Source organism: Bacillus sp. FSL K6-1000 (assembly GCF_038630785.1).
GTDB classification, from domain to species: domain Bacteria; phylum Bacillota; class Bacilli; order Bacillales; family Bacillaceae; genus Bacillus; species Bacillus safensis.
Genome location: NZ_CP152042.1, coordinates 3,642,639 through 3,662,976, shown reverse-complemented (window position 1 = coordinate 3,662,976; position 20,338 = coordinate 3,642,639). Strand labels below are relative to the sequence as shown.

General features: G+C 39.4%; 19 protein-coding genes and 1 riboswitch. Of the genes, 11 read left to right on the top strand and 8 right to left on the bottom strand.

Translation table 11 applies throughout. The features are described from left to right. Nucleotides 1–18 precede the first annotated feature (18 nt). From MHI46_RS19005 to MHI46_RS18990, 4 genes are all read left to right on the top strand, one after another. Nucleotides 19–588 (top strand): non-oxidative hydroxyarylic acid decarboxylases subunit B, encoded by a 570-nt coding sequence (locus MHI46_RS19005; protein WP_095410077.1) that lies wholly within the window; start codon nucleotides 19–21, stop codon nucleotides 586–588. A gap of 225 nt (nucleotides 589–813) precedes the next feature. Further along, complete coding sequence (locus MHI46_RS19000) at nucleotides 814–2,241, top strand: non-oxidative hydroxyarylic acid decarboxylases subunit C (RefSeq protein ID WP_126682550.1); 1,428 nt, start codon at nucleotides 814–816, stop codon at nucleotides 2,239–2,241. Further along, nucleotides 2,241–2,465, top strand: a complete 225-nt coding sequence (locus MHI46_RS18995) for a non-oxidative hydroxyarylic acid decarboxylases subunit D (RefSeq protein WP_047202077.1) — start codon at nucleotides 2,241–2,243, stop codon at nucleotides 2,463–2,465. The genes MHI46_RS19000 and MHI46_RS18995 overlap by 1 nt, the downstream gene beginning before the upstream one ends. A 127-nt stretch (nucleotides 2,466–2,592) precedes the next feature. Further along, nucleotides 2,593–3,054 carry a pyridoxamine 5'-phosphate oxidase family protein gene (locus MHI46_RS18990; RefSeq protein ID WP_251180874.1) on the top strand — a complete coding sequence of 154 codons (462 nt, stop codon included), beginning with the start codon at nucleotides 2,593–2,595 and terminating at the stop codon, nucleotides 3,052–3,054. A gap of 40 nt (nucleotides 3,055–3,094) precedes the next feature. On the opposite strand, the gene MHI46_RS18985 is transcribed toward MHI46_RS18990, so the two are convergent. Both MHI46_RS18985 and MHI46_RS18980 read right to left on the bottom strand, forming a co-directional pair. Further along, complete coding sequence (locus MHI46_RS18985; RefSeq protein ID WP_260775050.1) at nucleotides 3,095–4,555, bottom strand: aldehyde dehydrogenase family protein; 1,461 nt, start codon at nucleotides 4,553–4,555, stop codon at nucleotides 3,095–3,097. A 181-nt stretch (nucleotides 4,556–4,736) separates the two neighbouring features. Beyond that, the gene (locus MHI46_RS18980; RefSeq protein WP_224931089.1) at nucleotides 4,737–5,825 is read right to left on the bottom strand and encodes an NAD(P)-dependent alcohol dehydrogenase; all 1,089 of its coding nucleotides are present in this window, start codon (nucleotides 5,823–5,825) and stop codon (nucleotides 4,737–4,739) included. A gap of 245 nt (nucleotides 5,826–6,070) precedes the next feature. Between MHI46_RS18980 and MHI46_RS18975 the strand changes: the two genes are divergently transcribed. From MHI46_RS18975 to MHI46_RS18955, 5 genes are all read left to right on the top strand, one after another. Beyond that, complete coding sequence (locus MHI46_RS18975; RefSeq protein ID WP_260776118.1) at nucleotides 6,071–6,547, top strand: hypothetical protein; 477 nt, start codon at nucleotides 6,071–6,073, stop codon at nucleotides 6,545–6,547. A 359-nt stretch (nucleotides 6,548–6,906) separates the two neighbouring features. Beyond that, nucleotides 6,907–8,784: a beta-glucoside-specific PTS transporter subunit IIABC gene (locus tag MHI46_RS18970; RefSeq protein ID WP_260775049.1), complete on the top strand. Its 1,878-nt coding sequence runs from the start codon at nucleotides 6,907–6,909 to the stop codon at nucleotides 8,782–8,784. A gap of 35 nt (nucleotides 8,785–8,819) precedes the next feature. Further along, complete coding sequence (locus MHI46_RS18965) at nucleotides 8,820–9,662, top strand: PRD domain-containing protein (protein WP_058838378.1); 843 nt, start codon at nucleotides 8,820–8,822, stop codon at nucleotides 9,660–9,662. Between the two features lie 18 nt (nucleotides 9,663–9,680). Further along, nucleotides 9,681–11,156: a glycoside hydrolase family 1 protein gene (locus MHI46_RS18960; RefSeq protein WP_058838379.1), complete on the top strand. Its 1,476-nt coding sequence runs from the start codon at nucleotides 9,681–9,683 to the stop codon at nucleotides 11,154–11,156. Nucleotides 11,157–11,462: 306 nt separating this feature from the next. Next, nucleotides 11,463–12,656, top strand: a complete 1,194-nt coding sequence (locus tag MHI46_RS18955) for an MFS transporter (RefSeq protein ID WP_144489747.1) — start codon at nucleotides 11,463–11,465, stop codon at nucleotides 12,654–12,656. A 42-nt stretch (nucleotides 12,657–12,698) separates the two neighbouring features. Here MHI46_RS18955 and MHI46_RS18950 read toward each other — a convergent pair whose 3' ends face one another. The 3 genes from MHI46_RS18950 to MHI46_RS18940 all read right to left on the bottom strand — a co-directional run bounded on the left by MHI46_RS18950 (nucleotide 12,699) and on the right by MHI46_RS18940 (nucleotide 16,263). After that, nucleotides 12,699–13,601: a quinate/shikimate dehydrogenase gene (locus MHI46_RS18950; RefSeq protein WP_342503027.1), complete on the bottom strand. Its 903-nt coding sequence runs from the start codon at nucleotides 13,599–13,601 to the stop codon at nucleotides 12,699–12,701. Nucleotides 13,602–13,619: 18 nt separating this feature from the next. Then, nucleotides 13,620–14,801, bottom strand: coding sequence for an MFS transporter (locus tag MHI46_RS18945; protein ID WP_342503026.1), 1,182 nt, complete (start codon nucleotides 14,799–14,801; stop codon nucleotides 13,620–13,622). A 442-nt stretch (nucleotides 14,802–15,243) separates the two neighbouring features. Beyond that, nucleotides 15,244–16,263, bottom strand: coding sequence for a LacI family DNA-binding transcriptional regulator (locus MHI46_RS18940; RefSeq protein WP_342503025.1), 1,020 nt, complete (start codon nucleotides 16,261–16,263; stop codon nucleotides 15,244–15,246). Nucleotides 16,264–16,527: 264 nt separating this feature from the next. Beyond that, nucleotides 16,528–16,607, top strand: a riboswitch (glycine riboswitch). 163 nt (nucleotides 16,608–16,770) lie between these two features. Here MHI46_RS18940 and MHI46_RS18935 point away from each other — a divergent pair. Next, on the top strand, nucleotides 16,771–18,117 hold the full coding sequence (locus MHI46_RS18935) for an amino acid permease (protein WP_058838384.1): 1,347 nt from the start codon (nucleotides 16,771–16,773) through the stop codon (nucleotides 18,115–18,117). Nucleotides 18,118–18,164: 47 nt separating this feature from the next. On the opposite strand, the gene MHI46_RS18930 is transcribed toward MHI46_RS18935, so the two are convergent. Beyond that, entirely contained in the window at nucleotides 18,165–18,845 is a 681-nt protein-coding gene (locus tag MHI46_RS18930) for a DUF3169 family protein (RefSeq protein ID WP_212039528.1), read from the bottom strand. Then, entirely contained in the window at nucleotides 18,842–19,048 is a 207-nt protein-coding gene (locus MHI46_RS18925) for a helix-turn-helix transcriptional regulator (protein WP_003215336.1), read from the bottom strand. The genes MHI46_RS18930 and MHI46_RS18925 overlap by 4 nt, the downstream gene beginning before the upstream one ends. A gap of 171 nt (nucleotides 19,049–19,219) precedes the next feature. Between MHI46_RS18925 and MHI46_RS18920 the strand changes: the two genes are divergently transcribed. Beyond that, entirely contained in the window at nucleotides 19,220–19,843 is a 624-nt protein-coding gene (locus tag MHI46_RS18920; RefSeq protein WP_047203752.1) for a CoA pyrophosphatase, read from the top strand. An 11-nt stretch (nucleotides 19,844–19,854) separates the two neighbouring features. Here MHI46_RS18920 and MHI46_RS18915 read toward each other — a convergent pair whose 3' ends face one another. Further along, nucleotides 19,855–20,337 carry a DUF4188 domain-containing protein gene (locus MHI46_RS18915; RefSeq protein WP_064498931.1) on the bottom strand — a complete coding sequence of 161 codons (483 nt, stop codon included), beginning with the start codon at nucleotides 20,335–20,337 and terminating at the stop codon, nucleotides 19,855–19,857. Nucleotide 20,338 lies beyond the last annotated feature (1 nt).

Below are 20,338 nucleotides of genomic sequence, written 5' to 3'. Positions count from 1 at the left end.
AAAGAAGGTGAAGCGTATATGAAGATTATTGTTGGAATGTCTGGTGCGACAGGAGCCATTTTTGGTATTCGTCTTCTAGAAATTCTCAAACACACAGATATTGAAACTCATTTGGTCATGTCTTCATGGGCAGCCGCAACCATAAATGTTGAGACATCTTACACTGTAAAGGATGTTGAAGAATTAGCTGATTTCACATATTCATATAAGGATTTAGGTGCGAAAATTTCAAGCGGATCTTTTAGAGTAGATGGAATGATTGTGGCACCTTGTAGTATGAAAACTCTTGCATCAATTCGAATGGGGCTGGCAGACAATCTTGTTACGCGAGCTGCTGATGTCATTTTAAAAGAGAGAAAAAAATTGTTATTGATGACCCGTGAAACTCCTCTTAATGATATTCATCTTGAAAATATGTTGGCATTATCAAGAATGGGATCTATCATTTTTCCTCCAATGCCTGCTTTTTATAATCATCCTCAACAGATTGATGATATTGTTAACCACATTGTTTACAGAGCCTTAGATCAGTTTGGTATTCAATTATCAGAAGCTAAGAGATGGGAAGGTATACAAAAAGCGAAGTAAGCTGATCAAAAGATGATTTGAGAGGCTTTTTCAATCTGGTTCGTCCTTTTAGGACGAACCTTTTGTATTTGATTTTCATGTTGAACTTCATTTTAGTTAAAAAGCATACCTTTAAGGTATATTTTAAATATTTAATAGATATTTTTAATATCATATGATGGGGCGTACAATGGTGATGTAAGGGAAAACACATCACATAAAAATTGCTGAATAGGAGGATTTCCCATGTCCTATAGAGATTTAAGAGAGTTTCTAGATTTACTAGAATCAGAAAATCAACTAGTTCGTATTAAGGATGAAGTCATGCCTGAACCAGATTTAAGCGCGATTGGCCGTTCTGCCCCGGATATGGAGAATGCACCAGCTGTTCTTGTAGAAAAAGTGAAAGGATATAAAACACCTGTTGTCCTAAATGTACACGGTTCATGGCAAAACCATGCCTTGATGCTTAACATGGACAAGAACACACCAGTTAAAGAACAGTTTTTCGAATTAGAAAGAATTTGGGATAGATATCCGATTAAACCTGTTTGGGTAGATAAAAAAGATGCACCAGTGAAAGAAGTTGTAATTGAGGAAGATATCAATTTATTTGATGTACTGCCACTGTTTCGTATTAATGAATTCGATGCGGGCTTTTATCTTTCTAAAGCTCTTGTGGTTAGTAAGGATCCAAATAAGCCTGAAAGCTATGAGGAACAAAATGCCGGAACTTACCGTATTCAAGTAAAGGGTAAAGATAAAGTAGGAATTCAGCCACTTCCATTTCACGATATAGCGGTCCATCTAAAACATGCAGAAGAAAAAAATGAACCTTTACCAATTGCCATTTGCTTAGGTAACGATCCTGTCTTGAGCTTTATGGCTAGTACACCGATAGAATATGCTCAATCCGAATATGATTTTGCCGGAGCTTTAAAAGGAGAAGCAATTGAATTAACGAAAAGCGAGCATGGTCAATTAGATATTCCAGCGAGAAGTGAGGTTGTTCTAGAGGGATACATTATGCCTCGTGAAAGAGAGATAGAAGGCCCATTTGGCGAATTTCCTGGAAGTTATTCAGGAGCCCGTTTGCAGCCGATTGTAAAAATCACTAAAATCACTCACCGTCAAAATCCAATTTTCGAAAACTTATACTTAGGTATGCCATGGACGGAAATTGATTATTTAATGGCTTTAAATACAAGTTTACCATTGTATAAACAGTTAAAGCGTGACTTCCCAGAAGTTGAGGCAGTAAACGCAATGTATACACACGGTATAGGAACTATTGTATCGACAAAATCTCGTTTAGGTGGATACGGTAAGGCGGTTGCGATGAGGCTATTATCCACTCCTCACGGAATGCCTTATACGAAAATAGCGATTATCGTAGATGAATTCGTTGATCCGTTTAATTTAGAACAAGTGATGTGGGCATTAACAACTCGGGTACGTCCAGACAAAGATGTGTTCAAAATTCCATATGCGCCTGGAATGCCATTAGATCCATCTTCTGACCCTGCTGGTATGCACACAAAGCTAGTCATTGATGCGACAACTCCGATTGCACCTGATATTGCCCGAGATACTGAACTTTTGGCTACGCCAGAAAAAGCAGAAGAATGGTCTGCCATTCTCCGTGATTTAATAAAAAAGGGAGGAAATAAATAATGAAGTGTCCGAGATGTGAATCTGAAAAAGTAAGCTTATTAACAAAGTCTCCGGTTAAGGATGCTTGGGAAGTATATATTTGCGATACTTGTACCCTATCTTGGAGAAATACAGAAGGTCCTAATATCACAGACCCCGAAAAATATGACAAACGTTTCAAGTTGGATGCAACTAAATTTAAAGAGTTAGATCAAATTCCTCCAATCCCAAAGTTAATAGATTAATGTAAAAATAAGAAGATCTCTATATACCGCTTAGAGATCTTCTTATTTAGTAAAAAAAGTAACGATAGATTGTCTAATGAATCTTGGCTCAGTATCGTCTAATAGGTGAAGGTAAGGTGGTGTTAGCATGTGTAAAACGGAATTGTCTCCTGAGGTATTTGAATTCTTGAATGGAAAACAGCTGTCAGATAAACAGCATGAAGTGATGATGTTAATGACTGTAGGAGAGGATGGCTGGCCACATAATGCGATGATTAGTGTGGGGGAAATTGTGGCATTAAACCGCCAAGAGTTAAGAATTGGTTTATGGCCAAATACAACGACTACATCCAATATCATTCGTACACAGAAAGCGACTTTGGTAATGGTATGTCAAGGAAAGGTTCACTATATTAGACTGTCTTTGAAAAGGCTAGATAAGACGCCTGACAGCCATTATGTAAGAGAAAGATTCTCTGCTCAAGTTGTTTTAGCTAGGGAAGATGTAGCAAAATATGCTCAAATAATCTCTGGCATCAACATCGACTTATTCAATGAGAAAGAAGTCATTGAACGCTGGGAAAAAACAGTGAAAGAAATGAAAGAATAAGTAAAAGGGATGGCTTAGTTAAGCCCATCCCTTTTTTCTCTTAGAAAGGATATTTTCTTGGTTGATTTTGTACAGAAACCCACTGGACTCGAGTGAATTCTTCTAGAGCCCATTGGCCCCCAAAGCGACCAATTCCAGAAGCCTTTTCCCCGCCAAATGGCGCCAGGCTATCATCATTTACGCTTTGATCGTTCACATGAGCCATTCCGCTTTCAATGCGTCTTGCTAATGTAATCCCTTTTTCAATATTCTCTGTAAAGATACCAGCACTTAAACCATATTCACTGTCGTTTGCGAAATGGATGGCTTCTTCCTCATTGTCAAATGGAATGATAGAAACAACTGGACCAAATATCTCACTGCGTGCAATCTTCATGTCGTTATTGACATCTGCAAATACAAACGGTGTGATCAGATTTCCTTCTCTTTTTCCTTCTAACACTAATTTGGCACCTTCATTTTTTCCTTCTTCAATGATCGACATGACATGATCAGCTTGTTTCTCATTAATGAGAGGCCCAATCACTACAGAAGGATCTACTGGGTTCCCGCATTTTAATGAAGCTGCTCTTTCAGTGTACTTTTCAATAAAGGTATCATAAAGATTACGATGAACGAGAATGCGGTTAATAATCATACAAATTTGCCCTTGGTGTAAAAATTTACCGAAAATTGCAGCGTTTATCGCTTGATCAATGTCTGCGTCTTCCAATACAATAAACGGATTGTTTCCACCAAGCTCTAAGGCTGTTCGTTTCAGGTTTTTCCCCGCAATTGAACCAATATGACGCCCAACGCCAGTTGAACCTGTAAAAGAGATGATTTTTGGAATTGGATGTTCGATAAATGAGTCTCCAATTTCTTTTGTATTGGTCAGGATTAAGTTGAAAACCCCTTTTGGCAGACCAGCGTCTTCAAACGCTTTTGCAATGACGACACCACCTGATAATGCTGTTTGCATGTCTGGTTTGTGTACAACTGAATTTCCTGTAGCAATTGCAACAGCAATAGAGCGCATAGATAAGTGAAGAGGAAAATTAAATGAACTGATAATACCAGCTACCCCTATAGGTGCTCGATAGACATAATTTGTTTTGTTTTCTATTAAAGCAGGAAGCTCTGATCTCTCTTCTAGTTGGTGTGGATAATCCATTGATTGTTTCAAAACATTCATGGTAGCTTCGAGTTCGATATTGGCTTTCACGAAGGAACTCCCTGCTTCTTTACAGAGCGTTTCTATTATGTCATCCTTATGTTTTTCAAAGAACTGATATGCTTTTTCAAGCACGCTCACCTTTTTTGAAGCTGATACTTTCCCCCAATGTTCTTGAGCTTCTTTTGCAGCTTGATAGGCTGCGTGAATATCCTCTTCTGAAGCTATATGTACTTCAGCAATGACCTCTGAAGTATAAGGGTTATAAACTTTCTGAATTTTATTTGATGAACCTTTTCTCCATTGTCCATCAATATATTGATTTATTTTTTTTGTGAATAAATCCACAATGATTCCCCCTTGTGTCTATCAATTTCAGCCATTATTTAATTATAATGATGATAGATTAAGAGGGGAAATATCCATTTTGTATAAAGAAAATACCTATTAAGTATCTTATTTCTCGAATTTTAATAGGATAGGATGAACAAAAGAACCTTCCAGAGTGGAAGGTTCTTTATTGTCATGTTCAGCTAATTTTCACAATCGGTTTTAAAACGGCACCAGATTTCGAATCAGCAAAGGCTTGGTTGATATCTTCGAATTCATAAAATTTCACTAGCTTATCAAATGGGAACAACCCTTTTTTATAGAAATCAATAAGTTTCGGAATGAATAACTTAGGAACTGCATCGCCTTCAATCACACCCATTAATGTCTTACCTTCAGCCATGATATCGTTATGGACATCAAACTCCATTTTTGGTGTGACTCCAACAACTGCGGACACACCTAGCGGCTTTAGAGCATGTAATGATTGACGAACAACAGGTGGTACACCCGTTGTTTCAACAGCATAATTAGTTCCACCGTTTGTTATTTTTTTAATTTCTTGTACAGCATCTACTTTTGCTCCATTAAAGACATCTGTAGCACCTAATTCCTTGGCAAGTGCTAATCGGTTTTCATGTACATCTATCGCAATGATTTGTTTACAGCCTGCAATTTTCGCAGCCATAATGGCACTTAATCCGACTGCTCCACAGCCATATACAGCAATTGTCGAACCAAATTCAGGTTTTAATTTATTTAAAACGGTTCCACTTCCTGTTTGGATTCCACAACCTAATGGTCCAAGAAGAGCCAAATCAACATCTTTCTCTACTTGAACGACATTTCGTTCGTTAACAACTGCATATGTGGCAAATGAAGATTGTCCAAAGAAAGTAGAAACTGCATGATTGTGTTTGTGTATTCTGTTTGTATGATCTTCCATCTTGCCATCAAAATTTAGTTCATTGAACCGCATACAGCTAGTAGGATGTGCAGCTAAACAGTTTTCACATTCTCCACAAGAAGCAAATGATAAGACAACATGATCTCCTTCTTTAACGGACTTGACACTATCTCCGACAGCTTCTACAATTCCAGCTCCTTCGTGGCCTAAAACTACAGGGAAGGGTGATAATCCCATATCGCGAGCGACAGCATCTGTATGACAAACTCCAGTTGCTACCACTTTAATTAATACTTCATTACTTTTTGGGTTTTCTAGCTTTAGTTGTTCAAATACAAAATCTTCACCTTGTTTTTCAATGACAGCCGCCTTAATTTCCATCATAAAGCCCCCTTTTATGAACTCTTCTTAATGTGAATTAAGAAATCAGAGAAATTATATGCTGTAACTGTTTAGATTACAAGTGATTGATTTCCGGTTAATTGACAAGAAGAGGGTGACGATGAAAGCGTGGTAAGGGTTGTGCCCGTTTGAGAAAAAAGTCCTAATTTGAACAAATGGATTGTTTTATTAGATAATTCTTGTGATGATAGTATAAAAAAACAAGGATTGTTAAGTTGATTTTTATGAATAACAACAGAAAAACAAAAATCGAAACCTTAAAAAGAAAAAGCAGAAGAAAGCACTTAATGAACGAATTGAGCTACATGACACTTCCAGAACACCCCTTTTTAGATATCGAAGAAAATCAATTGTTTTGTCAGAAGGTGTTTGCTTTCCTTTATGCAAGAGAAAATAAGATTCAAATACATGGGGATAACTATCGAGAACATATAAAAAAATCTACACAAATGTTAAAGGAATTGGTCAAGAATGCAGAACGTTATCCCAAAGAAGCTAGAATCATGTTTTTTCGAGAGCAAGAAATTGAAGCTCTTTTAGTAAACGTGAACGAAGTGTTTAGCCATTTAAACCAGCTTCTTGAGACAACGAAATTTTCAATTGGATATGGAGATTTTATGTTAGTCACAGAGGATCTTCATTTTGGATTATGCATTGAACGGACGGAATATTTTTATGAGTTAAGTACTTGGGGACTTTAAGTTTAGACGGTCTTTATTAGAAAGAGCATGACAATACCATTCATTTTCAATAGGTACGATTAGATGATATAACAGTGCTCTTTGATCTATATTTAATCAATTTATTATTGTTTTTCGAGAAAAAACATTGCTTTTGTGAAGATAATTAATTACTATAAAGATATTAACATGTTAAAAGCGGTTTCATGAAACGATGAAAATTTAAAAATAGAATAATGCGTACATTCAATAAGGCGTGTTACTGTTCGGCAGGCAAGACCTAGATTGGATGGGATATCTGTATTTGTATATTCCCACCCAATCCAGGTCTTTTTTTGTTGCCTGAGCTCCTATAATCAAAAATGAAAGCGGTGACTTTAATGAACCATAAAGACTTAGCTCAAGACATTCTAAAACATATTGGCGGAAGCGAAAATGTTCAAAATGCCATCCACTGTATGACGAGATTACGGCTGACTTTAAAAGATTCTTCACGCGCAAACTCTCAAGAAATTAGTCGTCTTGATGGCGTCATTCAAGTAGCAGATACAGCTGGTCAGTATCAAATTATTATTGGAAATGATGTTGGTTATGTTTATAAAGAGTTTGCAAAACTGATTGATCAAAATCCGGAAGCAAGCGGACAGATTGTACAGAACAAAGATCATAGCTTGAAAGGATATTTCAATCGTTTTGCCAATTTAATCACTGGAATTTTTGCACCGATCATCCCTGCGATCGCTGGTGCAGGAATGTTGAAGGCTCTATTAATTTTATTGCCGATGCTGAATTTGATGAAAGAAGACAGCCAAACCTATTTGGTATTGAAAATCATCTCAGATGCAGCGTTCTTCTTCTTGCCTATTTTGTTAGCCTATACAAGCTCACAGAAATTCGGCACAAACCCTATGGTATCAATGGCTTTGGCTGGGGTTTTGTTACATCCTAACTTAACAGCCCTGTTTAGCAGTGGTGATCCAGTTGTCTTTGCGGGCATCCCGCTAAAAGCTGTTTCATATGGTGCATCGGTTATTCCGATCATACTCATTGTCTGGCTGATGTCTTATGTAGAAAAGCTGGCAGATAAATTATCACCGGGACCGGTCAAAATCTTTATGGTTCCTTTAATTACGATGATTATTGTCGCTCCGATTGGTTTACTGTTTTTAGGGCCGCTCGGTATGTATCTTGGTGCAGGCTTAGCTGCAGGGGTCTTATGGATCCAGCAAACTGCGGGATGGGCAGCTGTTGCGATTTTAGCCGTTTTCTTACCTTTTATCGTCATGTTTGGGATGCAGAAGGTGTTCTATCCAGTTGTTATCGCCTCTCTTGCTTCGCCTGGATACGATGCTCTCATTGGGGTCGCTATGTTAGCGGCGAACTTTGCGCAAGGTGGAGGTGCTTTGGCTGTTTCATTTAAAACCAAAGATCCTAAGTTAAAACAAATTGCGATGTCCGGAGGAATTTCTGCTTTATTTGGTATAACAGAACCTGCATTATACGGCGTTCATTTAAAACTTAAGAAAACATTACTCGCATGTATGATTGGAGCAGGGGTTTCAGGTATTTTTGTTGGATTGATTAAGCTAAAGGCGTTTGTCATGGTTTCACCTGGTATTGCAACAATGCCAATCTTTATTGAAAAAGGGACTTCAAACTTTACGTTTGCTATTATTGGTGCAGTCATGGCAGCGGTCATCGCGTTTATTGCTGTTTACATCATCGGCTTTAAAGATACAGAAACTGAAAACATTGAGAAGAAAAATGAGCCTGTTTCCACATCAGAAAGCACAAGAAATCGTGAAGTCATTTATGCACCGATGAAAGGAGACATCATTCCTTTAGCAAAAGTGAATGATAAGGTATTCTCTGAAGAAGTGATGGGGAAAGGGGCAGCAATTCAACCTAGTGAAGGGAAAGTATTTGCTCCTTTTGATGGACAAGTAGAAATGATTTTCCATACAAATCATGCCATTGGTCTAAAATCCAACCATGGTGTGGAAGTTCTGATTCATATTGGTATTGATACTGTAAACTTAAATGGACAATATTTTACTTCACATGTTCAAAAAGGTGATACAGTGAAACTAGGTCAACTTCTGATTGAATTTGATCAACAGAATATACAAAAGGCTGGCTATGATACAACAACACCAGTCATTATTACAAATACAGCTGATTATTTAGAAATTTTACCCCAAGAGGGAAAAACGAATCCTGTTTCTGGTCATCAGCAGCCACTTTTAACAGTTTTATAAATCGATTTTGAATGTATCCAGGAAGGTGATATGGTATGGAAATTATAAAAGTGCTGAATACCAGTGTGGTTCTCGCTAAAAGAGATGACGGTAAAGAAATCATCGTAATGGGTAAAGCCATTGGATTTAAAAATAAGCCAGGCAGTCTTATTCAAGAGTCCGATATTCAAAAGATCTATGTGCTAGAAGATCAAAGTACGTCTAATGATTTAGCTGAGCTTATGAGGGAGACCCCAGAGGAATTTTTAATCATGACAGATGAGATTATATCCTATGCGAAGCGCCGTTTATCTACACACCTAAATGAGCATCTTTATATTTCTTTAACGGATCACCTTTTCATGGCTACGAAGCGCTTTAAGGAAAATTTAACGATACAAAATCGCCTGCTGTGGGAAGTGAAGAAATTTTACCCTGACGAATTTAGCATTGGTCTGCATGCACTAGAGCTGATTGAAAAACAGTTAGGCATTCAGCTGCCTGAAGAAGAAGCGGCGAATATTGCATTTCATCTAGTAAATGCGCAGCAGACTAAAGATAATTTAAATCAAATCGTGATGATGACCAATATGGTCAAAGACATTTTAAATATTATCAAAATGCATTATAAGATCGACATTCCGACAGATACGATTAATTACTCCAGGTTTTTAACACATTTACAGTTCTTTGTTCAACGTTTACTTGAGAACAAAATGCTTGAAACAGATGATCACGATCTAATTGATCAAATCATGAGGAAGTATCCTGAAGAAGTAAAATGTGTGGAGAAAATCGAGAAATATATTAAAACAAGTGTGGATTACACGATTTCCAGTGACGAAAAAATGTATTTAATTATTCATGTCAATCGAGTGGTTCAAAGAAATAACGCATAGTCTTGAGGAGGAAGAAACATGTCTAATCAAATCAGGAAATTTCCAGAAGGATTTTTATGGGGAGGCGCCATCGCGGCAAACCAAGCAGAAGGCGCATGGAATGTAGACGGAAAAGGGCTATCGACTGCTGATGTGGCGATCTTTAAAAAAGGTCTCAGTAAGTCTGATTATAAAAAGCACAACAAAGTGGATGAAGAACAAATTCAGCAAGCGATGCGTGCAGATACCGCTGAAGGTTATCCGAAACGAAGAGGTGTAGACTTTTATCATCGTTATCCTGAAGATATGGCGCTGTTCAAAGAAATGGGATTGAAGACGTTACGTGTCTCGATTGCATGGACACGTATTTTTCCAAACGGTGATGAAGAAGAGCCAAATGAAGCGGGATTATTATTTTACGACCGCCTATTCGATGAGATGAAAAAGCATGATATTGAACCACTCGTTACGTTATCTCATTATGAAATGCCGCTATACTTAGTGAATCAATATGGAGGATGGTCTCATCGCATTGTCGTTGATTTCTTTGTGAAATTTAGTCGAGTTGTATTTGATCGATATAAAGATAAAGTCAAGTATTGGCTGACTTTCAATGAAATTGATAGTATTGTCCGACATCCATTTACAAGTGGTGGAATCGTTTCAGAGCGCTTTGACAATGTAGAACAGGCAGTTTATCAAGCATTGCATCATCAATTTGTTGCAAGTGCTTTGGCCGTTAAATATTGTCATGAAATGATCCCAGGGGCAAAAATAGGGTGTATGTTGACGAAATTAACAACGTATCCGTATTCTTGTAATCCAAAGGATGTTCTGAAGGCATCAAAGAACAATCAGTTCAATATGTTTTTTACAGATGTACAGGTGCGTGGTGAGTATCCGCGTTTTATCAATCGACTGTTTAAAGAAAAAAACATTCACATTGAGAAACAGCTGGGAGATGACGAATTATTAAAGGTGCATACTGTTGATTTTATTTCATTCAGTTACTACAATTCCTTGGTTGCTACTGAAAATAGTGAAGGCATGGAAACTGTCAGCGGCAATACAATAGGTGGAGTGAAAAACCCATATTTAGAAGTGAGTGAATGGGGCTGGCAGATCGACCCGATTGGAATTCGTATCTCTTTAAATGATTTATACGATCGCTATCAACTACCACTATTTATAGTTGAGAATGGATTAGGTGCATACGACAAGGTGGAAGATGGAAAGATAAATGATGATTATCGGATTAGCTATCATGAGCAGCATTTCCAGCAAATGCTGGAAGCCATTGAGGATGGAGTCGAATTAATAGGTTACACCAGCTGGGGAATTCTTGATTTAATTAGTTACTCGTCATCTGAAATGGAAAAGCGATATGGGTTTATCCATGTTGATCAAGATAACGATGGAAACGGAACGTTAAATCGAACACCTAAAAAAAGCTTTTACTGGTATCAAGAAGTCATTCGTCAAAATGGGTTGAAAATGAACGATGAACAGAAATGAGACATCAGTTAAGGAGTGGCAGCTAACCACTCCTTTTTTCTATCGATGGTGTCATACGCTTGATCGATGAATTCCCCTCAAATTTAAGCAATTCACTATCTTTACCTTTCTCATTCGTATAAAATAAGAGCAGTGAAAAATTGAAGAAATGCTTGATACATGAAGGGCGTGTAAGCTGTGAGCTGCATGACATGATGAGATGTATGAACGTGAAGGCTGCAAAGCTGTTCTTCCTCACATATGAGATCTTGTAAGCGTAACCATTATTTGTCACTTCATTGCGATGGTGTTGAGGGGTGTGTCAGGATGAGGAATCCGTATGTGAGAACGGCTTCTAGTCTGTATATTAATTACTTTTTATTAGGTATGGTCAATATTATTTTGGCTTCAAATATGCCATTTTTAATCAAACAATTAGATACCAATAGTGCGGGAATTAGTTATATGATTTCGGCGCTTGGCATTGGCAGGGTGCTCACGTATGGTTTATCAGGCGTACTGTCAGATCGTTTTGGGCGAAAGCCGGTCATTTTGGTTTCTGGTGTGCTGATGGCGGTGTTCCTCATCGGAATCCCATTGTCTCCGAATTATCAAATCGCGTTTGCGTTTGCGATTTTGGCAGGGGTTGCGAATTCGGCAATGGATGCAGGAACGTATCCTGCGTTAATGGAGGCTTTTCCGCAAAACTCAGGATCTGCGAATGTGATGGTGAAGGCCTTTATCTCCATTGGGGCAACCATTTTGCCACTGGCGATTTTCTTTTTAGCAGAGCATGATTTGTTTTATGGAATTTCATTTTTTGTTCCTGCTCTGATCTATCTTGTAAATGTCTTGATGCTGTGGACCTTACCATTTCCGAATCATCGCAAGGTGGAGCAAGTCCAGGTAACGGAGCATGATGGACTTCCGCGCTTCTCGACAGAGCCTACATTTTGGAGGGAAGGGATCGCACTCATTTTGATCAGCTTTACATCAAATGGGCTGTATGCGCTGCCGCAAATTTGGCTTCCTACGTACGGTGAGGCCATCTTGGGGATGGCATCGGGCAGTGCTGTGAAACTGCTCAGTTACTATAGCATGGGCGGGCTGCTGTCTGTTGTGTTGCTCGCGTTTCTTTTGCGCCGTTTTGTCCGTCCGGTCACTGTACTGCTGATTTATCCAATCATTACACTTGTTTCTATTTGTGTACTCTTGGTCGTGAAATCGCCAGTCATAGGAACCGTCAATGCTTTTGTATTAGGGTTTTCAACAGCAGGAGTTTTTCAGCTGACGTTAACTGTGATGGCTGAATTCTTCTGGAAAAACAAAGGGACGATGACTGGGATTATCTCCACAGCGGGCGGCGTGTCGGCTATCGTCATCCCGGTCGTAACAGGGTTAATTCAGAGTCACGCGTCCATTTTACAAATCTTTATGTTCGATGCAGTGGTGGCTGTTGCGGCCATTATCGGCGCACTGTATATCCTGTATCGATACCGCCAAGTTATGGTACATGATTAAAAAAAAGACGACCTCCGCTTAGGAAGTCGTCTTTCTTTTGTTTTAGAAACGGTCATTTTCAAAAAGAATTTGTTTTACTTGATCAACTGGCATATCTTCACCAGTAAAGAGTTTGTAAGCAAGTGCACCTTGCCATAGCATCATTCCAAGACCGTTAATCGTTTTGGCACCAGCTTCTTGTGCTTGTGCAAGAAGCTTTGTTTTTTGCGGGTTGTATACGACATCTGTCACGATCAAATCTTCACGAAGTACATCAAGTGTATCATCGATAATACTGAGCTGATCTAGTGGTTTCATGCCAAGGCTTGTCCCGTTTGCTAGGATCGCACTTTCTGCTACTTCACGGCGGAACGCGTCTTTGTCTTCAAGTGGGAAAATGTTTGCTTTAACACCGAAAGATTTCATTTCGTTGTTGATGTAATTTACATTTTCTTCTGCTTGAACAAAGTATTGGTCATTACGAGCAAAAATACTAATTTCACGAATGCCGGACTGTGCAAGCTGAATCGCAATCGGAGTTGCCGCGCCGCCAGAGCCAACGAGTGTGACTTTTTTGCCGGCTAATTCAACGCCATGCTCAATCAAGTTTCTCACATATCCAAGACCGTCTGTGTTGTAGCCGATGAGCTTACCATCTTTGTTTACTACAGTGTTACTAGCACGTGTATATCTTGCAGAATCATCTAGTTCGTCTAAGTAATCTAGTACTTTCATTTTGTTCGGCATAGAAACGTTAAATCCAGCTGCACCCATTGCTTTCATACCGCTTACGGCTGCTTCTAGTTCATCATTCCCTACTTCAAATGCGAGGTAAGCATAGTTGATACCTGTTAGTGTATAGCCAAGGTTATGCATACGTGGTGAAAGGCTGTGTCCGATTGGTGTAGCAAGAAGACCGACTAATTTTGTTTTTCCATCAATATTTCGTTCATGTATGTTTGTCATGATTGACATCTCCTTTAGTTATCTAAATAATTTTTTCATGCGTCCAAGAACAAAGATCGCTAGTAATACGCTAATAACCGCAATGATCATATCGAAAAACAACGTCATTTTAATATCGTACGTGCTGACCAACCCACTTGTAATGAGCGGCACTAGAATAAACGCTGAGCTTGCCGCAATGTTGACATAGGATGAAGCCGTTGCTTTGTTTGTCGGGAACAATTTCATCATGATACTCATCGCCAGCTGGAAGATTCCCGCTGTAAATAGTCCTAAGAAGAAGGTGCTGACAATGACAATGCTATACGTTTCGATTTGGAAAAGTGAAAGCATTGCAAGGAACGCCCCAATTGGATAAATGATCGCGACCATAATCGGTGAAATGAATTTATCTAAGACGATCGAAAGCAATAGAACAGATACAAGAGCACCAATACTAAAATAAGATAGAAGCTGTGTGGCTTGTTCTGTGCCAAGTCCGATTAATTTCAACCCGAGCTGCGGAAGCCATGTCTGCCATACGACAAACAATGCAGTCGATGTGAATCCCATCAGTACAACAGCTAAACCTTCGCCAAGCATTTTTGGTTCTTCCTTAAGCTGATCCTGTACTGGAAGAGCGTCTTGTGAAGAAACTTGCTTATGGTTCGGGAATGGCATAAAGATTAAGTAAATTCCTACAAGTAAATAAAGAAGCCCTAGTCCAAAGAACGCCCAGCCCCAGAAGATGTCATGTGCCACTAGGTACGCCAAGATAAATGGAAGAACAGTCGCCCCAATGGATACAGACGCTTTTACTAAAACAGAAGCCGAACTTGCTTTTTTCGGAAATGACTCTGTCAAAGCAGGGTAGGTTCCTGAATCAAGCAGTGAGTTGGCAATACCTGCTGAAATCGCAAAGATAAATGCCAGTGTATAACTCGTTGTCGTTGGAATACCGATTAAGAATAATAAGTAAAGAAAATTTCCTGTAATAATGACAGGCTTACGTCCCCAGCTATCGGCTAACCGACCTGAGAAAAAGAGAGCAATGAGTTTACCAATTCCGATCGCCGATACAAGCAAGCTGATTTTCGGAATATCTACATGGTAGCGTTCAGATAAGCTGTCCATGTTGGAAGCTACAATAATATTGATCATGCCAAGCATGAAGTAATTTAAATACATGCCAAGTGACGATTTAATATAAGGATTTTTCATGTTCCCACTCCTATATTTGAAACCCCTAAGGTCAAATTCTTTGAATACCCTTTGTTATTGTTTCCTTAAAAATTAAGAATATGAAGCCCATCACAACACCCCTTATGTGATTGATGAAAAAATAATGAATATTCATCTGTTCTTCAATCAAGTACATCGTTCTACTAAAATGTAAAAAATAATAACAGCCTTGATTAGGAAGTGAAACTTCATGATTTGATCAGAATCATAAAAAATCACTTTTAACTGTTTTTTGATAGAAATAACGATAGGACGAAATAGGTATAACGATATACTAAAAGAAGCAACGAGATAAATATACTCCTGCTTTATAAATGTGTCAAGTTTATGACTTTGTGATTTAAAAAAAGAAAAATGAAACAAAGAAATAGTTGACTTGTTCAATAAAAAAAGAGAATTGCTGCACACAATTCTCTTTTCATCATGATGGAGAGGTTTCTCTAATATGAAGTTGAGGCTTTAAAATCAATCGCTGCAGCTCTTCATCCTGCTCGTTCATTTTATGATATAAAAGGTTCGCTGCTTTTGCCCCGATGGATCGGGGGAAGGAAGAAACAGTGGTGAGCGGCGGATGGTACATCTCCGCTTCAGGAACATTATCGAATCCAACCACATCAATATCTTCACCAGGCTGGATGCCCCGTGCTGACAGTGCTTGCATGACTCCAAATGCAACTAAGTCACTAAAACAAAAAATAGCGGTAGGAGGCTCGGATTGATCCATGACTTGAGCGAGTGCTTCTTTCCCGCCTTCACGAGTAGGTACGATATCAATAATAAGGGAATCATCAATTGCCGCATTTTCTTCGTCATGAGCTCTTTTGAAACCTTTCATCCGCTCAATCCAAGTCGATGAGGTCTTGATGCCGCCTAAGAAGGCGATACGTCGATGCCCCTTCTGAAGAAGATGATGAATGGCCATCCAAGTGCCTTGTTCATAATCAACACCGACATAATCACATTGCACATCTGATAACTCACGATTTGCAAGTACTTTTGGGGTGCGAATTTGATTTAATTGTTTGACGGTTCGAGCAGAGCTTTTCGAAGCTGGGTTTAAAATAATTCCGCCCACTCGGTGCTCTACCATGGTGGAAATGAGCCGCTCCTGTTTATCGACACTGTCAAAGGTTGTACCAAGTAAAACAGTATAGCCTAGTGATTCAAGCGTGGTTTGCACGCCGATTAAAAATTCCGAAATAAAGGTGTTAGAAATATCTGTGACAATCACACCAACGATATTTGAGCTTTTTGACCGCATGTTGGCAGCAACGCGGTCATATACGTATCCTAAGTCTTCCATGGATTGCAGTACTTTGTTTCGAGTGGCTTCAGAGATTCTAGGATTGTTTCGAACAACGAGTGATGCCGTTGAAGTCGAGACACCGGCATGCTTGGCGACTTCCTGTAATGTGACACGCTGTTTGTTCATTTTTTTCATTTATCTTCACCAACTTCAATGGATTGCCTAACTTTGTTCATGATCAAGAGGGATTTCTCCATCAGACGAGCCGAACATCTTTTGGTTTATTATACATGAATTAGGGGGGATTGATGAAGTGAAGACATATGGGTATCACCGTAAATCATAAAAGATTACCATTGACAGCATTCTGATTGAGGCGTAAAATATAAAATTATTCAGAAATAGCAACATTTTAATTAAATAACGAAGGCTATGATTGCTGTGGGTCACACTATAGCAGGAGCAGCTTCTGGAGAGACCGCATGTATGTGCGGCGCCGAAGGGTTCACAATCTCAGGCAAAAGGACAGAAGAGTACGAAATATTGTATTTGTGATGCATGGATGATGCCGTGTATTACTTTTCTCTATTTTGCTATTCTTTTATGACCGTGAGATTGGAGCGCATCCAATCTCTTTTTTTATGGACTTTTTAAAGAGTTCATTATTTCAGTATAAGATCGTGTCGTAGGAGGGTGTTAGCATTGGCACAACAAGAATTAAAACGAGATTTATCAAACCGTCATGTACAATTGATTGCCATTGGCGGAACCATTGGAACAGGGCTGTTTTTAGGCTCTGGAAAAGCCATTCAATTGGCAGGTCCATCAATCATTTTTGCTTATTTAATTGTCGGAATGGCCATCTTTTTTGTCATGAGGGCACTTGGAGAATTGCTTTTATCGAAGGCGGGCTATCAGTCATTAACCGATATTGCAGAGGACTATCTCGGCCCGTGGGCATCTTTTGTGACAGGGTGGACATATTGGTTTTGCTGGATTATGACAGCGATGGCGGATGTCATTGCGGTCGGAGTGTATGTGCAGTATTGGTTTGATATCCCGCAATGGATTCCTGCCATCATTTGTTTGTTGATTTTACTAGGATTGAATCTATTAACGGTGAAGCTTTTCGGAGAAATGGAATTTTGGTTTGCACTTATTAAAGTGATTACGATTCTATTACTGATCGGTGTTGGAATTGTTCTTTTAATCATTGGTTTTCAAACCGATGCCGGACCGGTGACAGTAACGAATTTATGGTCTCATGGCGGGTTATTCCCGAATGGTGTCACAGGCTTCTTGCTGTCATTCCAGATGGTGATTTTTGCGTATGTGGGAGTTGAACTGGTTGGCGTATCCGCAGCAGAAACAGCTAATCCGCAAAAAAACATTCCCTCTGCGATTAATAAGATTCCATTAAGAATTCTATTTTTCTATGTGGGTGCGATCTTTGTTTTACTATGTATCAACCCATGGTCTGAGCTCAGTGCATCAGAAAGTCCTTTTGTGAAAACCTTTGGGCTCATTGGGATACCAGTAGCAGCGGGGCTTATCAATTTTGTTGTGTTGACGTCTGCGGCATCAGCTTGTAATAGCGGCATGTTCTCGACAAGCCGTATTCTGTATAATCTCAGTCATCAAAAGCAGGGGCCAGCTTCCTTTGGACGTTTGAACAAGCACGCTGTCCCGAGTAATGCGCTATTTGTTTCAACGATTGTAGTATCGGTCGGTGCACTTTTAAGCAAGCTGATTCCCGAACAAGCCTTTGGGATTGTTACCACGATCAGTGCCATTTGTTTCATTTGGGTATGGAGTATTATTTTAATTTGTCATTTGAAATATAAAAAAACACGGCCTGAACTGCATGCAGCATCTACCTTTAAAGCACCGTTCACACCTTTTGTGAATATTTGCGTTCTTGCGCTCTTTGCAGCCATTCTCGTGATCATGCTCTTCGCAGATGCAACACGTCCTGCGTTGCTATTGACACCGGTATGGTTTGGTTTCTTATTTTTGATTTATGCACGAAAGAAACGCCGTGCATCGTAACGGACGGAAAAAGCACAGCCTTTTGACAGAGCTGTGCTTTTTATTATTTAACGATTTCTAATCCTCAACACATAATTTGCATTCAAAATGATCAAAACAACCCCAATGACCAAGATCGAGAAGAGTTGAGAGTGATTGGCTCCAAGGGAATACACAATCAAAATAAACATGGCACTGGTCAATAGGATATTCATCATTTGATACGTGTGAAACAGTCCGCCAAGCATGACATGCTTTTCCCCTTCGTCTGATATGGCGAGCAGCTTTTTACTATAATCTTTGTCGGACGGACTTGGCAGATTGCGATTAGGATAGACAAGTTTAAGAACGGATATCGCTGCATAAGAACTGATAATGGTGACGATAAATAAAGCAGCATTGACCAGAATCAACCAGAGGGGCTGCTCGGTGACGATGGTTATACCGATGGCAATAATGGACAAAATCGTACTCACCGTATTGGCTAATGTCGAATCAGTAAAGGTCCGATATTGCTTAGCCTCCAGTTCATCTTCCTCATCTCCAGAGACCGAAAGAGACACTCTTTTTTTCATACGTGAAATCCCTGAAAAACAATAAATAATCAATAAAATTGTCAATCCACTGATGACAAGAGTCGCTTCAAATGCAATATCAAGAAGTGTCATCTCAAATTCGGCTGCCAGTAGACAGTAAGCACCGAGAAAGCCAAGGAGAGCACCTAAGAGCATTTTGTATACAGTTTTCATGATAGTTCATCCTCCTCGAATAGAAAAATACGTTCAATGGGTTCCTGAAAAATTCGTGAAAGCTTAACAGCGAGCAAGAGAGACGGCATTAATTCATCTCGTTCCATTAAGCTGATGGTTTGACGAGAGACCTTTGCACGCTTTGCCAGCTCAGTTTGGTTTAAACCATCACGCGCACGAAGCTCTTTTAACCGATTTTTCATTCTGTCACCTCAAGTTTTGATTGAAATCTTACATTGATTGTAAAGTATTATATTCATTTTGACAAGTAAAGTTGTCAAAATGATAAAAATAATTGTCAGAAAGATCATCTTTATTGAAAAGGTGAACCATGATACGCTAAAGGAAAGAGAAACAGAAAACAGGTGATGGCCGTGTTCATTGATCAATTAAAAAATGACTTACATCAATCACAACCGTTGTTCATTGGAGAAGAGACAGCGTTCAAAGCAGCAGTCCTGATCCCTTTAGTACAAGTAAATGGAGAATGGCATATATTATTTGAGGTACGATCGCTGACCATGAGAAAACAGCCGGGGGATATTAGCTTTCCTGGGGGCAAGCTCGACGGCAGCGAAACAGCACAGGAAGCTGCACTGCGAGAAACGCATGAAGAGCTGGGTATCCCGCCAGAATCGGTCGAAATCCTTGGACAGCTCAGTCCTTATATCGCTTCTCCATCCTTTGTCGTATACCCATATGTCGGTATCATTGATGAGCAAAAAGTGAAACACTCCTATAATCAAGAAGAAGTAGAAGAGACCTTTACCGTGCCTCTATCATGGCTCAGCCAATATGAGCCGTACCTACATCATGTATCCGTTCAGCCAACACCAGGAGAGGACTTCCCTTATGAAAAAATCATGAATGGTGAAAAATACAGCTGGGGGAGCCGTTCAATCGAGGAATGGTTTTATGATTACGAAAACTACACCATATGGGGATTAACAGCCCGCATATTAAAACATTTTGTATCCGTTGCAAAAAAAAATTCCTAGAGAATCGCTCTCTAGGAATTTGTTGTTTTCAGCCGTTCCTTCGCTGTTTGTTTTCCTTTACCAATTGGAATTGGCGCTCTCGCTTGGCTCAGTCCGTAGGAAGGCATGTTCACGTAGACGGATTCATACGAGCCGGCTTGAATTTGGTATGTTTCATGATAAATGCCCACCGCATCATTATTTCGTGCCATTTGGTTAAATCTTTTCCAAGCAGCCAAATGCTTCTCCATCTTGGCATAGGCAAGGAGGTCATCTGTTGATTTCCAATATTGAATCATCGCTGTCGTGCGTAATCCAAAGTAATTTTCTGTCCCAAGAAACCCTAGCTCCTCTTGATGGGTATACAGCTCCTTGATCATGCCAGGCATCGCCATGAACACAGGCATCCATTGATGAATGGCCCAGCGTTTGTTGATCCTCATTCCGATGATGAAAACAACAATCGAATCAGAATTGTCCGTTGTAAATCTGCCAGCACGTATGTCTTTTTTCATT